This is a genomic window from Roseococcus sp. GW821-FHT12F05, assembly GCF_058806835.1.
This window is the reverse complement of sequence record NZ_JBXAQB010000005.1, coordinates 93,317-106,902: the sequence shown is the minus strand read 5'-3', so window position 1 is coordinate 106,902 and position 13,586 is coordinate 93,317. Positions and strand designations below refer to the sequence as shown.

Annotated in this window: 15 protein-coding genes; 4 read left to right on the top strand and 11 right to left on the bottom strand. The window is 71.3% G+C overall.

Translation table 11 applies throughout. The annotated features are described in order from the left end of the window. Window positions 1–4: 4 nt before the first annotated feature. A complete protein-coding gene (locus tag AC1ROY_RS14590; RefSeq protein WP_493149568.1) occupies window positions 5–1,444 on the top strand; it encodes a TolC family protein in 1,440 nt (479 codons plus the stop codon). A gap of 48 nt (window positions 1,445–1,492) precedes the next feature. Here the strand turns inward: AC1ROY_RS14590 and AC1ROY_RS14585 are convergent, their stop codons facing one another. Then, window positions 1,493–2,392: a LysR family transcriptional regulator gene (locus AC1ROY_RS14585; RefSeq protein WP_493149567.1), complete on the bottom strand. Its 900-nt coding sequence runs from the start codon at window positions 2,390–2,392 to the stop codon at window positions 1,493–1,495. Window positions 2,393–2,511: 119 nt separating this feature from the next. On the opposite strand from AC1ROY_RS14585, the gene AC1ROY_RS14580 reads away from it, so the two are divergent. The 3 genes from AC1ROY_RS14580 to AC1ROY_RS14570 all read left to right on the top strand — a co-directional run bounded on the left by AC1ROY_RS14580 (window position 2,512) and on the right by AC1ROY_RS14570 (window position 4,512). Beyond that, window positions 2,512–3,255, top strand: a complete 744-nt coding sequence (locus tag AC1ROY_RS14580; RefSeq protein WP_493149566.1) for an SDR family oxidoreductase — start codon at window positions 2,512–2,514, stop codon at window positions 3,253–3,255. 26 nt (window positions 3,256–3,281) lie between these two features. Then, window positions 3,282–4,184: an SDR family oxidoreductase gene (locus AC1ROY_RS14575; protein WP_493149565.1), complete on the top strand. Its 903-nt coding sequence runs from the start codon at window positions 3,282–3,284 to the stop codon at window positions 4,182–4,184. A gap of 73 nt (window positions 4,185–4,257) precedes the next feature. After that, entirely contained in the window at window positions 4,258–4,512 is a 255-nt protein-coding gene (locus AC1ROY_RS14570) for a hypothetical protein (RefSeq protein WP_493149564.1), read from the top strand. On the opposite strand, the gene AC1ROY_RS14565 is transcribed toward AC1ROY_RS14570, so the two are convergent. The 10 genes from AC1ROY_RS14565 to hpnI form a co-directional block, all read right to left on the bottom strand. Beyond that, window positions 4,502–5,863: a hypothetical protein gene (locus AC1ROY_RS14565; RefSeq protein ID WP_493149563.1), complete on the bottom strand. Its 1,362-nt coding sequence runs from the start codon at window positions 5,861–5,863 to the stop codon at window positions 4,502–4,504. The two genes, AC1ROY_RS14570 and AC1ROY_RS14565, sit on opposite strands and share 11 nt — an antisense overlap. A 14-nt stretch (window positions 5,864–5,877) precedes the next feature. Continuing rightward, a complete protein-coding gene (locus AC1ROY_RS14560) occupies window positions 5,878–6,321 on the bottom strand; it encodes a molybdenum cofactor biosynthesis protein MoaE (protein WP_493149562.1) in 444 nt (147 codons plus the stop codon). 2 nt (window positions 6,322–6,323) lie between these two features. After that, window positions 6,324–6,575, bottom strand: coding sequence for a molybdopterin converting factor subunit 1 (gene moaD, locus AC1ROY_RS14555; RefSeq protein ID WP_493149561.1), 252 nt, complete (start codon window positions 6,573–6,575; stop codon window positions 6,324–6,326). A gap of 163 nt (window positions 6,576–6,738) precedes the next feature. Further along, window positions 6,739–7,374, bottom strand: a complete 636-nt coding sequence (locus AC1ROY_RS14550; RefSeq protein ID WP_493149560.1) for a hypothetical protein — start codon at window positions 7,372–7,374, stop codon at window positions 6,739–6,741. 55 nt (window positions 7,375–7,429) lie between these two features. Continuing rightward, window positions 7,430–8,032, bottom strand: a complete 603-nt coding sequence (gene pgsA / locus AC1ROY_RS14545; protein ID WP_493149559.1) for a CDP-diacylglycerol--glycerol-3-phosphate 3-phosphatidyltransferase — start codon at window positions 8,030–8,032, stop codon at window positions 7,430–7,432. A gap of 5 nt (window positions 8,033–8,037) precedes the next feature. After that, complete coding sequence (uvrC, locus tag AC1ROY_RS14540; RefSeq protein WP_493149558.1) at window positions 8,038–9,924, bottom strand: excinuclease ABC subunit UvrC; 1,887 nt, start codon at window positions 9,922–9,924, stop codon at window positions 8,038–8,040. Window positions 9,925–10,289: 365 nt separating this feature from the next. Then, complete coding sequence (gene folB / locus AC1ROY_RS14535) at window positions 10,290–10,703, bottom strand: dihydroneopterin aldolase (protein WP_493149557.1); 414 nt, start codon at window positions 10,701–10,703, stop codon at window positions 10,290–10,292. Window positions 10,704–10,758: 55 nt separating this feature from the next. Further along, window positions 10,759–11,544 (bottom strand): SDR family oxidoreductase, encoded by a 786-nt coding sequence (locus tag AC1ROY_RS14530; RefSeq protein ID WP_493149556.1) that lies wholly within the window; start codon window positions 11,542–11,544, stop codon window positions 10,759–10,761. A 17-nt stretch (window positions 11,545–11,561) separates the two neighbouring features. After that, a complete protein-coding gene (hpnK, locus tag AC1ROY_RS14525) occupies window positions 11,562–12,410 on the bottom strand; it encodes a hopanoid biosynthesis-associated protein HpnK (protein WP_493149555.1) in 849 nt (282 codons plus the stop codon). Beyond that, window positions 12,407–13,552 carry a bacteriohopanetetrol glucosamine biosynthesis glycosyltransferase HpnI gene (hpnI, locus tag AC1ROY_RS14520; RefSeq protein WP_493149554.1) on the bottom strand — a complete coding sequence of 382 codons (1,146 nt, stop codon included), beginning with the start codon at window positions 13,550–13,552 and terminating at the stop codon, window positions 12,407–12,409. The genes hpnK and hpnI overlap by 4 nt, the downstream gene beginning before the upstream one ends. Between the last annotated feature and the right edge of the window lie 34 nt (window positions 13,553–13,586).

Below are 13,586 nucleotides of genomic sequence, written 5' to 3'. Positions count from 1 at the left end.
GCCAATGCTGGTTCTGGCCGCGCTCTGTGCGGCCGCGCCCGCGCTGGCCCAGGCGCCGGCGCCCACTCCCGCCACCCCGCCGCCGGCGCGCCAGCCGCGCGCGGCCGGCCCCGGCATGCAGGCCCTGCCGCTGCCCGGCCAGACCCGCGTGCTCACCCTCGACCAGGCCGAGCAACGGCTGATCGACCGCAATCTGACCGTCATCGCGGCCCAGCGCGGCATCGACATCGCCCGCGCGCAGCGCCTCGTCGCCTCCTCGCGGCCGCCCATGCAGGTCAGCATCGGCAACACGATCGGCGAGTTCAACGAGACCCGGCGCGACGGCCTGCAGGGCGCGCGCGTTCACGGGCCGAACAACAACATCAACCTGGGCCTGACGGTCCTGGTCGAGCTCGGCGGCAAGCGCGAGCTGCGCACCCGCTTCGCCAACGAGAACATCGCCGTCGCCGAGGCGCAGGTGCTCGACGCCCTGCGCAACCAGGTCTTCGCGCTGCGCCAGAACTTCATCGCGGCGCTGGCCGCCCGCGCCAATCTCGAGGTCGCGCTGGCCAATCGCGGCAGCCTCGATCGCACCGAGGCGCTGCTGCGCCGTCAGGTCCAGGACGGGGCGCTGCCCGAGGGCGACCTGCTGCGCTTCCAGGCCAGCCGCGTGCCCTTCGAGGCCGATGTCACCACCGCGGCCCAGGCCTATGCCGCGGCCGTCGCGCAGGTGGCCGTGGCGCTGGCCCTCGATGCCGCGGCCCCCGTGCCGCCGGCGCCGCCGAGCCGCGATCCCCTGCGCGTGGCGCTGCCCTCCATGGCCATCGACATTCGCGGCCGTTTCGACATCGTGCCGGATATCGGCGTCGCGCGTGGCACGCTGGGCGATGCGGTGCAGAGCCGCCCGGACGTGGTCGTGGCCGCGCGGCAGGCCTCGGCCGCCGGCGCCAACACCAGCCTCGCCGAGGCCCAGCGCTGGCGCGACGTGACGGTGAACGGCGGCTGGGGGCGCTCCGAGCTCTCGCAGGACCTGCCGAGCTCCTCCCAGCCGCTGATCGCCAGCAACCAGTTCACGCTGAACCTCTCGGTGCCGCTCTTCACCAGCCGGATCACGCGCGGCAACATCGGCGCCGCCCAGGGCCAGCAGGCCCAGAGCGAGGCCCTGGCGCAGAACACGCTCCTCCAGGCCCGCGCCGACTTCGCCACCGCCTGGTCCGCCTACGAGCAGGCGCGCGCGCTGCTGCGGCTCTACACCGGCGGCGCGCTGAGCCGGGCGGAGCAGGCCTATCGCAGCTCGGAGCAGGCCTATCTTGCCGGCGGCCGCAACCTGCTCGACGTGCTGGACGCGCTGCGCACGCTGAACGCGACGCGCGTGGCGGCGAACAATGCAAGGGCGCAGTACCTCACCGCGCTGGCGCAGCTGGAGTTCGCGACGGGCGTGGGCGGGCTGGCTCCGCGGCTGTAGATCGAGGGGCCTTGCCCCTCGAGCACCCGGCAGGGTGAACATGTATGTTCACCATGTTCCTGCACCTCCGGTGAATTCTCCCGCCAGCCAGTCGATGAAGATGCGCACGCGCGGGGATAGCTGGCGGTTGCGCGGATACAGGATGGACACCGGCATCGGCGCGGGCGGCCAGTCCGGCAGGATCGGGACCAGCGTCCCGCGTGCCAGCTCCTCCTCGATGTGGAAGCGCGGCAGCTGCGCGATCCCGAAGCCGAGCCGCGTCGTCGGCAGGTAGCTCTCGGGGCCGGTCACCGACATGGTGATTGGCAGCGTCACGAAGCGCGGCTCGCCCCCCACCAGGAATTGCAGCGGCCGCAGATGGCCCGTCGTGAGCGAGCGCATGCCCACCATCCGGTGACCCTCCAGCCTCTGCCAGTCCGCGGGCGTGCCGTGCTTCTCCAGATACTCCGGCGAGGCGCAGGTCAGCCGCTCCAGCATCGTCACGCGCCGAGCGACCATGTCGCTGTCCGGCAGGTTGCCGAAGCGCAGCACGCAGTCCACGCCCTCGCGCACGAGGTCCACCCAACGGTCGCCCTCGCTCATGTGCAGCTCGATCTCGGGATAGGCGGCGAAGAAGCGTGGCAGCCCCGGCAGCATGAAATGCCGCGCCAGCGTGCCCTGCACCTCCACGCGCAGCACGCCCTTCGGCTTCGTGCCATCGAAGGCGCCTTCGGCCTCCTCGAGATCCGCCAGCAGCACCATGCAGCGGCGGTAATAGGCCTCGCCGTCCAGCGTCGGGCTCACATGCCGCGTGGTCCGCTGCAGCAGCCGCACGCCGAGCCGCGCCTCCAGCTGCTTCACCGCATCCGTCACGGTCGAGCGCGGCAGGCCGGTGTCCTGCGCGGCTGATGTGAAGCTGCGGCGCTCCACCACCCGGGTGAAGACCCGCATCGCATCCAGGCGATCCATGGGATTGTTCGATAAATCCGGAAAGTATTGCCGAATATCGCATGATTATCCGCAGATCGAAAAGGGTCATCTTCCTCCCACCAGCCGGACGGACCGGCGGACCACCGGAGAACAAACCCATGAGCCACTCTGAAACCAACAAGGTCGTCATCGTGACCGGAGCCTCGCGCGGCATCGGCGCCGCGGTCGCCGAGCGCCTGGCCCGCGACGGCTTCACCGTCGTCGTGAACTACGCCGGCAGCCAGGCCCCCGCCGAGGCGCTGGTCCGCAAGATCGAGGCGGCCGGCGGCAAGGCCATCTCCGCTCAGGCCGACGTGGCCGACCCCGCGGCCGTCGCCCGCATGTTCGAGGCGGCCGAGACGGCCTTCGGTGGCGTGGACGTGCTGGTGAACAACGCCGGCATCATGAAGCTGGCCACCATCGCCCAGAGCGATGACGCCCTCTTCGACAGTCAGATCGCCGTCAACCTCAAGGGCAGCTTCAACGCGCTGCGCGAGGCGGCCCGCAAGCTGCGCGACGGCGGCCGGATCGTGAACTTCTCCACCAGCGTGGTCGGCCTGAAGCTGGAGACCTACGGTGTCTACGTCGCGACCAAGGCCGCGATCGAGGGCATCACGCCGATCCTGGCCAAGGAGCTGCGCGGCCGGAACATCACGGTGAACGCCGTGGCGCCGGGGCCGACCGCGACGGACCTCTTCCTCACGGGCAAGTCGCCCGAACTCGTCGAGCGCATGGCGAAGATGAACCCGCTGGAGCGGCTGGGCACGCCCGAGGATATCGCCGCCGCGGTCGCCTTCCTCGCCGGCCCGGACGGCGGCTGGATCAACGGCCAGGTCCTGCGCGCCAACGGCGGCCTCGTCTGAACCCGCGAAGACAGGAGCGAAGTGTCATGGACAAGAAGGTCATCGTCGTCACCGGAGCCTCCAGCGGCTTCGGCGCCCTCACCGCCCGTGCCCTCGCCGATGCCGGCCACATCGTCTACGCCGGCATGCGCGCCACCCAGGGTCGTAACGCCGACCAGGTGAAGAATGCGGCGGACTACGCCGCCGGGCACAAGGTGGACCTGCGCAGCGTCGAGCTCGATGTGGCCAGCGACCCCTCGGTGGAGGCGGGCATCGCCCGGATCATCGCCGAGGCCGGCCGCCTGGACGTGATCGTGCACAATGCCGGCCACATGTCCTTCGGTCCCGCCGAGGCCTTCACGCCGGAGCAGTTCGCCGAGCTCTACGACATCAACGTGCTCAGCACCCAGCGTGTGAACCGCGCGGCGCTGCCGCAGCTGCGGCAGCAGGGGAAGGGCCTGGTGGTCTGGGTCTCGTCGAGCAGCACGCGGGGCGGCACGCCGCCCTACCTCTCGCCCTACTTCGCGGCCAAGGCGGCGATGGACAGCCTGGCCGTCTCCTATGCCAGCGAGCTGACGCGATGGGGCATCGAGACCTCGATCATCGTGCCCGGCGCCTTCACCAAGGGCACGAACCACTTCGCCCATTCCGGCGCGCCGGACGACAAGGAGCGGGCCGCTGAATACAACGAGGGCCCCTATGCCGGCGTCCCGGAGCAGGCGCTGAAGGGCCTCGCCGCGCTGGAGCCCGCGGATGCCGACGCGGCCGAGGTAGCACGTGCCATCGCTGAGGTGGTGGACCTGCCCTTCGGCAAGCGGCCATTCCGCGTCCATGTCGACCCCTCGCAGGACGGTGCCGAGGTCGTAAACGGCGTTGCCGACCGTGTCAGGGCGGAGCTGTTTCGGCGAATTGGCCTGGAGGACCTCCTCGCACCGCATGCCAAAGCCTGACATAATTGGATGGAGGCAGGGGGCCGGCCCCAAGGCCGGCCCTTATGCCGTGGCGGCACGGGCGGGGCTTCGCATGCACACGATCCTGATTATTGGCGGCGGGCTGGTCCTGCTGGCCGGCATGGCCATCGCCGGGCGAGCCATCGGCCAGCCCGCCACCGCGCTGCAGCTCTTCCTCCTGATCTGGCTGATCGCCACGGCGGTGAACCTGTGGATCGGCGTCACCCGCGCCGGCTACACGGTGATGCAGGAACTGCCGATCGCGCTGGTCGTCTTCGGCGTGCCGGCCCTGGTGGCGCTGGGACTTCTCTGGATCCTCAGGCCCTGAGGTCGGGCCGCCGCCAGAAGAGCATCGCCGCCAGCGGCAGCAGCCAGACCACGCGCGCCTGGTAGCGGTGGTGCGGCATGGACAGCGCTCCCGTCGCCAGCGCGTTGCCCGTGAGGCCGACCAGCAGGCACAGCAGCAGCCCCAGGCTCCGAAGGTCGTGCGCCCGATGCGCCCGCCACCAGGCCAGCAGCGCGACAGGGCTGGCGAGGACCAGCGCGATCGAGAAGACCGGGTTGAACATCCGCCCGGCCGGTTTCAGCCCGTCGCGCATCTGCAGCGAGGCGTCGAAGCGGGCCAGCTCCGCCGCGGGAAACCCCTTCGCGATCTCCGGTCGCACGCCCATTCCCACATCGTGCCGCGAGAGCGTGTCGCCGATCTGCGAGCGGCGGAGCTGGGCGATGAAGTTCGCGATCCCGTCGCGGATCACGGCGAGCGGCTCGCGCCGCAGCGTCTCGGCGATGATCGCGCTGGCCTCGGGCGCCAGCACCATGCCGCCCAGGAAGATGGGCGTCCCGTCTGGACGCCGGTTCACCGGGCTGTCCGGCACCCAGAGGAAGACGTCGGAATTGGTCGGCAGCCGCCCGGCGAAGGCGCAGAGGTACCAGCCGGAATCGGGGCAGCGGGCCTCGATGGTGCGCGCGGCCGGCCCGTCGGCGATCAGCCGCGCGAGGAGGAAGGTGCTGCCATAGGGCGAGAGCGCGAGCCGCCCGTGCCCCACCAGGTTGGTGCCGAGCAGCAGCAGCACCGCGCCTGTCAGCGGCAGGGCCACGCGCAGAACCGTGCCCCAGCCCGCGCGCAGGATCGCGGCCAGCACGACCAACGCAAAGATCACCGGCAGGTTCGAGAGGTGCGAGGCGGTGGCGACGCCGCCCAGCACGATCAGCCAGGCGCGCTCGGCACGGCCCAGCCGGTCCCACCCCCAACCCAGCAGCGCCGCGCAGAGCACGGCGACCGGCGTCAGGATGTCGGGCATCACCAGGGCGGCCGACCAGGGCGCCGCTGTGAGCAGGGCCAGCGCGGCGCAGACCGCGACATGCCGCCAGGCCGCCGCGCGTCCCAGCACGCGCGCCAGCAGCCAGACCAGATGCGACACGATCAGCCCCTGCGCGGCGACCGTGCCCCAGAGCGTGACGTGTTGATGAAATATCCAGGCGAAGGGCCCGTAGATCCAGGGCTTGTCCCAGATCATCAGCGGCTCGACCGTCTGCGCGATGAAGGCGCCGCTGTCGCTGAACAGGATCGGGTAGCGATTCAGGAAGGCCGGCCAGATCAGCAGCAGCCCGCCCGCGAGGATCGCGAGAGCGGGATGACCGAAGGCGCGAAGGCGCCGGGGGTCTGAATCCCGCGACAATTAAGGTCCGGCCCTCACCAACGATCGGCCGCGGCGTCGTCCCCGGCCTTCGCCTCGACCCAGCGCGCGCCGCCGGCCAGAAATTCCTCGCGCTTCCAGAAGGGGGCCTTGGTCTTCAGCCAGTCGATCAGGAAGGCGCAGGATTCCAGCGCCGCCGCGCGGTGCGAACTTGCCGTCAACACCAGAACGATGGGCGTGCCCGGCTCCAGCCGGCCGACGCGGTGGATGACGGTGCAGCCCGTCAACGGCCAGCGCGCCTCCGCTTCCGCGACGATCTTTTCCAGCGCTCGTTCCGTCATCGCCGGATAATGCTCGAGCACCATCGCCGACAGCCCGTCATCGGCGCGGCAGAGGCCCACGAAGCTTGCGATCGCGCCCACATCCGTGCGGCCGGCGCTGAGCGCCGTGCTCTCCGCCGCGAGGTCGAAGGGCGCTTCCTGCACGGCGATGCGCGCCATGCTCAGCCTCCGGTGACGGGCGGGAAGAAGGCGACCTCGTCGCGATCGGCGACCGCGGCCTCGGCGGTCGCGAAATCCTGGTTCACGGCCGCGCGGATCGCCGTGGGGTTGGCGAAGGCTTCGGCGTGGCGGGGACTCAGCGAGCCCAGGTGGCGCATCAGCGCGCCGACGTTCCGCACGCCCTCGGGCAGCGCGATCTCCTCCCCGGCGGCCCCGACCTTCTCCCGAACCCAGGCGAAATACAGGATCTGCATGGGGTTAGAGCGGGATGACCGCAGGCGCGAAGGCGCCGCAGGTCTGAATCCCGCGCCGGGCGAGCGGGATGACCGCAGGTGCGAAGGCGCCGCAGGTCTGAATCCCGCGCCAAACGGAAAAGCCAGGCCGTGAGTCGGTGAGCGGGTGCGAACTCATCATGGTCTAGCGCGGTGTCGGCACCTGCTGGACGTTGCCGCCCGGGCCGATGATGGTGGTCACGGGGCCATCCTGGATGGCGAGGCCGGAGCCCTGCGGCGAGATCGTCGTCTGCACCCGGCCGGTGCTGCCCGTGGTGTTGACCGGGCCCTGCGGCGTGAAGATCACCTGGCCGTCCGTGCGCGGCGTGTCGGTGCGGTTCGCGCTGGGCGGCGGGGGCGGGGGCGGATCGAAGGCCGGCATGGGCGGAAGGCCCGGCACGACCGGATCGGCCGGCAGCCCCGCGCTGCCGCGGCGGCGCGGGGGCGGAACCTCCTCGCCGGGGCGGAAGCCGCGCAGCGCCTCGTCCGGATTGGCCAGCGTGGCGCGTGGGCCTTCCTCGCGCGGCCAGACGTCGCCGGGCTCGGTGGTCAGCGGCGCGAGCGCCTCGGGCGTGCCGCGGTTGCGGATGCGCTGCACCGTCAGGCTGTCCGACGGCATCGCCGGGCGCATGCCGCCCCAGCTCGGCCCGTAGCGATCGGAGACGCCGGACATCCACCCTGTGGCGGAGGCGAAGCCGGACTCGAAGGTCGAGCAGCCGGACAGCACCGTCCCGAGGCCCAGCAGCAGAAGCACCTTTGGCCCCGACGTCTTCAACCGCATACCCAAACTCCCGAAACCCCGCCGCGGCGCAACATGCGCCGAGGCGCCAACCTTCTCAAGGCCGCTTGGGCGACTCCAGCGGAGGCGCGTCGCGGCTGACGTGATGTAGGCCCGCCACCCAATAATCCCAGCCCGTGACCAGCGTCAGCGCGGCTGCAGTCCACAGCATGATCTCGCCGATCAGCGACACCGGCAGGAAGCCCAGGCCGACCATCCGCGCCCCGCTGTCGCCGGCGAGAAGCGTGCCGAGCGCGCCCATCTGGAAGCCGGTCTTCCACTTGGCGAGCGCGGTGACGGGCAGCCCGACATTGAGGCCGGCCAGATACTCGCGCAGGCCGGAGACGAGGATCTCGCGCAGCATGATGACGATGGCCGGCAGCAGCGCCCAGTTGGGCAGCCGCTCGAAGCCGGCGAGCAGCATGAGGGCCGCGCCCACCAGCAGCTTGTCGGCGATCGGATCCAGCATGCGGCCGAAGTCGGAGACGATCTTGCGGTCCCGCGCGATCTTGCCGTCGAAGTAGTCGGTGATCGCGGCCGCCGAGAACAGCACGCAGGCCGCGAAGTCGAACCAGGGCTGGCGCACGGCAACGAGCAGCACCAGCAACGGGATCGCGAAGATCCGCGACAGGGTCAGGAGGTTGGGCAGGTCCGTTGGCACGGCCCCTATGTAGCTTGCCCGGAGCCAGGGTGGAAATGCTGGTGAATCCGGCGGGCCAGCGCGGGGCCGACGCCGGGGCACTGGGCGAGGTCCTGCTCGCCGGCATTGCGCACCCCGCGGGCCGAGCCGAAGTGGTTCAGCAGCTCGCGCTTCACCTTGGGCCCGACGCCCGGCACGTCGTCCAGCTCCGAGCGGGTCAGCGCCTTGGCGCGGCCGGCGCGGTGGGTGTTGATGGCGAAGCGGTGCGCCTCGTCGCGCAGCCGCTGGAGGTAGTAGAGCACCGGGTCGCGCGGCGGGAGCTGGAAGGCCTCGCGGCCGGCCATGTGGAACCACTCCCGGCCGGCGTCGCGGTCAACGCCCTTGGCGATGGCGACCAGCGGGATGTCGTCCAGCCCGAGGCCGGCCATGATCTCGCGCGCGGCGGTGAGCTGCCCCTGGCCGCCGTCGATCACCACGAGGTCCGGCCAGCCGGGCTCGGCGCGGGCGGGGTCCTCCTTCAGGGCGCGGCCGAAGCGGCGCTCCAGCACCTCGCGCATCATGGCGAAGTCGTCGCCGGGCGTGAGGGCGGACTTGATGCTGAACTTGCGATAGGCGCCCTTGTTGAAGCCCTGCGGCCCGCCGACGATCATCGCGCCATAGGCGTTGGTGCCCATGATGTGGCTGTTGTCGTAGACCTCGATGCGCTCCGGCCGCTCCGGCAGGTCGAACAGCTTCTGCACCCCGTCCAGCAGCTGGCCCTGCGCGGTGGATTCCGCGAGCTTCCGCTCCAGCGCCTCGCGGGCATTGGTCTCGGCATGGACGACGACGTCGCGCTTGTCGCCCCGCTGCGGGCGGTGCAGCTCCACCTTGCGGCCGGCCTTCACGGCCAGCGCCTCGGCGATCAGCGGCGCTTCCTCGACCTCGTGGCTGAGCAGGATGAGCGGCGGCGGCGGCAGGTCGTCGTAGAGCTGGGCGAGGAAGCTGCCCATCACCTCCTCCGGCGTGATGTCGGTGCGGGCATGGGTGAGGAAGTAGGGCCGGTTGCCGTTGTTGCGGCCGCCGCGGAAGAAGAAGACCTGCACGCAGGACTGCCCGGCCGCCATGTGCAGCGCCACCACGTCGGCGTCGCCCACGCCGTCCATGTTGATGCGGCTGTTGCCCTGGATCTGGGTGAGGCCGCGGATGCGGTCGCGCAGCGAGGCCGCGCGCTCGAACTCCAGGGCCTCGGCCGCCTGCTCCATCTCGGCGGCGAGGCGTCGCTGGATGGTCGGCACCTCGCCGGCCAGGAACTGCTTCGCCTCGGCGACCAGCGCACCGTATTCGTCCTGGGTCACCCGCTCCACGCAGGGGGCCGAGCAGCGCTTGATCTGGTAGAGCAGGCAGGGCCGGTCGCGCGTGTCGAAGACCGTGTCCCGGCAGGTGCGCAGCAGGAAGACGCGCTGCAGCGCCGTGATGGTCTGGTTCACCGCCCAGACGCTGGCGAAGGGGCCGTAATAGGCGGCGCCCTTGCGGCGCTCGCCGCGGTGCTTGGCGATCTGCGGGAAGGGGTGGTCGTCGCTGACCAGGAGCCAGGGGTACGACTTGTCGTCGCGCAGGACGATATTGTAGCGCGGCCGCAGCTTCTTGATGAGATTGGCTTCGAGCAGCAGCGCCTCGACCTCGGAGGAGGTCGTGATGACCTCCACGCGCCGCGTCTCGTGCACCATGCGGCGCAGGCGCTCGGGCAGGCGGGAGGTCTGGGTATAGGCGGTGACGCGCTTGCGCAGCGCCCGCGCCTTGCCGACGTAGAGCGCGTCGCCCTTGCCGTCGAGCATGCGGTAGACGCCCGGCGAGAGCGGCAGGGAGGGCAGCGCCGCCTCCAACACGGCGAGGCCGCTGCCGATCGATTCCACCGGCGGATCTGCGGATTCCATGCGTGTCGGCATATCGGGAGGGGGGTCTTCGCTCAAGCTTCCAACTATCCCCGGACCCTGTGGATAAGCCTGTGGGAGAGATGGTGTGCAAAGGGGCCCAGGCGGCCTTTGACCTGGGGTTGAATCGAAGTGACTAAAATAAGGGCAATTATGTAACCCATTGATTTTATGTGTTTATATTCTGCGGTACACGAGGCGAATGGCCACGCCATGAAGAAAATGTTGATGAATCAAGACGTCCTGAGCTTCTGGAGGCTGCGGTGGATGACTCTCGCGACTCGAGAAAATCGTGCTTGACTTTCGGTTTGATCCCGGCCGCGCGGGGGAGAACATTCCGACGGAAGGAAAGCCTGTCGGAAGGCAGTCTACTCCCGCGTCCGCTCGATCGTCACGCCCACTGTTTCGGTGTCCGCGAAGGCGTCCGGTTTCTCGATGGAGACCCGGGCGGTCCGCACCCGGGGATCCTCCAGGGCGGCGGCGGCGATGGTCTCGGCCAGGGTCTCCACCAGCAGGACATGGCCCCGCGCCACGGCCTCGCGCGCGGCGTGCACCACCCGCTCGTAGTTCACGACCCGGGCCAGGTCGTCCGGCCCGATGCCGATGGCCGCGCTCTCGTCCACCACCGCGAGATCGATATGCACGCGGATCCGCTGCGGGCCGACCTTCTCATGGGCGTAGACGCCGAGCCGGGCCTGCAGCTCGAGGCCGCGGACGAAGACCTGGCGAAGCTTGAGGGCGCCGTTCTGCGGCAGCGGAGGAGGTGGCGTGACGCCGGGCATGATCAGGTTCCAGGGCGCCAAAGCGCGTGTTGCGGCGCAACATAGTCCTCGGCACTCATTCGACCAGCCCCCCGGCCCCGCCACCCGGGGCCCATTGCAGATGCTGGCCGCCGTCGAGCGCCAGGACCTGCCCGGTGACGGAGGGCAGCGCCACCAGCGCCACCACAGCCGCGCCGATCTCCAGCGGCGTGGTGCCGCGCCTGAGCGGCACCGAGGCGCATTGCCGCTCGAACTGGGCCATGGTCTGGCGCGGGCTCGGCAGGGTCGGGCCGGGGCCGATGCCGTTCACGCGGATGCGCGGCGCGAGCGCCAGCGCCATCTGCTGCGTCAGCGCCCACAACGCCGCCTTGGAGACGGTGTAGGAGACGAAGTGCGGCGTCAGCGAGAGCACCCGCTGGTCGAGCATGTTGACCACCACGCCCTCGGCCTCCGGCGGCAGGGCGCGGGCGAAATCCTGCATGAGGACGAAGGGCGCGCGGAGATTGGGCTCGATGTGCCGGTCCCAGCCCTCGCGGGTGGCGTCGTCCCATTCGTCGCGCTCGAAGGTGCTGGCGTTGTTGACGAGAACGCCGACCGGGCCGAGCGCCTCGCGCACGCGAGGCAGCAGGGCGGCGACCTCGGCCTCCCGCATGAGATCGGCCTGGAAGGCGACGCAGCGCCGGCCGAGCCGGGCGATGTCGCCGGCCAGCGCCTCGGCGTCCCCGGCGGAGCTGTTGTAGTGGATGGCGAGGTCGAAGCCCGCCTCGGCCAGGGCCAGCGCGATGGCACGGCCGAGCCGCTTCGCGCCCCCGGTGACGAGGGCGACGCGCGGAATCTCCTCGCGGATGGGAAGCGGGCTCACCGGGCCTTCCTGGGACGTCAGGCGGCGTTCGGCAAGAGCATGGCCGCATAGCCGCCGCGCGTGGTGCCGGCCAGCGCCTCGGCGACGCGCGGATCGGTGAGGGCGGCGAGCTCCCCGGCATAGTCGTAGCCCTCGGCGCCACCGGAAAAGCCGCCGGCGGTGGCGGGGTGGAAGTAGAGCTCCGTCACGCCCTCCGGCAGGTGCGGCAGCACGCCGAGCAGGCGGTCGGCGGTGAAGTGGCCGGACCAGGCGAGGCCGACGACGCGGTCCGGCGCGACGAGGCCGCGCTTCGCGGCATGGCGGCGCAGCACGCGGCACCAGGGGCGGATGGCCCATTCGCCCGTACCGGGCGCGTCCGGCTCGACGGAGCGGACGAGTGATCCCGGTTCCCAGGGCAGCCGCAGGCAGCGCACCCCGGCCTCGGCGGCGGCGCGGATCAGCGCGGCGGCGATGTTGGGGTGGAGATGATAGTGCTTGTGCGCGTTCACGTGGTCGCAGGCGAGGCCGGTCGCGGTGAAGCGCGCCATCTGCGCGGCGACCTCGGCCGCCAGCTCGGCGCGGGCCTCGTGCGAGACCGCGAGCGTCAGCCCCATCCCGGCCATGTCGTCGCGGAAGCGGCCGTTCTTCTGGGTCAGCGCCGGGATGCGCGAGGCGGGCAGGGTGGGCACGCCGTCGGTGAGCGTGAGGTGCAGCCCGACCGCGAGGCCCGGATTGGCGCGGGCGACCCGCACGCCTTCCTCGAAGCCGGCCTCGCCCGTCATCAGGCTGGCCGCGGTCAGCACGCCTTCGCGGTGCGCGCGCTCGATGCCCTCATTGGTCTCGGCGGCGAGGCCGAGGTCGTCGGCGTTGAGGATCAGGCGCCTCACCTGATGTCCTCGACCATTTCTCCATTGGGTCCGATGCGGTAGCGGCGGTCGCGCCAGACCACCTCGCCGCGTGCCAGGGCGGTCACCCAGATGGCGAAGGAGAGCAGGTCGCGCACCGGCAGCCAGGCCCAGCGCCGCCAGCCGCCGGCCACGCCCAGCGTGGAATCCACGCCGGCGGCCAGCGCCCATCGCGCGGCCAGCGCCAGGGCCAGCACGCCGAGCGTCCATCCCCCTGGCGCGAGGGCGAGCGCCGCCAGCGCCCAGGGCAGCGGATGCGTCAGCCCGAGGCCGAGGAATCCCGGAAAATTCAGCAGCCGCAGCGTCCGCGCCCAGCGCAGTTCATGCGCCCAGAGCGCGCCCAGGCTGGGTTCGTGCATCACATGCACCGGGATGACCGGCGAGACCTCGACATCAAGCCCCAGCTTCCGCACCGCCGCGCCCAGCGCGTGATCGTCGGCCAGCAGCGGCAGAAGGGGCTCGAAGCCGCCGATCCGCTCCAGCGTGTCCCGCCGCAGCGCCATGGTCGCGCCGTAGCAGCCCTGCGCCTTGCCCAGGCCCTCGCCCAGCGCCGCGTTCGGAAGGAAGTGCCAGTCGATCCCGAGCGCCGCGAGTCGCGACCAGACCCCGCCATCCGCCGCCTCGCCGCGATAGAGGCAGGTGACGAGGCCTATCGCGGGATCGGCCAGCGGCGCCGTCACCGCCGTCAGCCAGTCGGGCGGGCAGCGCATGTCGGCATCGGCGACGACCAGGGCGGGATTCCGCGCCTCCGCCGCCAGGTGGACCAGCTGCGAGACCTTGCGGTTGGCGCCCAGCACCGCCCCGCCGGCGAGGAAGCGCGCTTGCGTCGGGCTCGCCGCCATCGCCGATTCGGCGACCGGCCGGGCCGCGTCGGCCGGATCGGCGGTGCCGAAGAGCACCTCCCAGGGCGCCGCATGCGCCTGGCCCAGCGTCGCCGCGAGGTTGCGCCCCAGCCCCGTCTCGTCCCCGTGCAGCGGCTTCAGCACGCTGGCGGCCAGTGCCGGTCCGGTCGGCGCCGGCGTCGCGGCGAGGCGGCGGAGGGCGCGGCGCGCGGCCAGCGCCTGGCCGGTGCCGGCCAGCGCCAGAAGCAGGAAAGGGATCGCAAACCAAGTCACAAGCGTCATATCGCGCAGCCGCGGAGGCTGCGGTAGTGTCCCG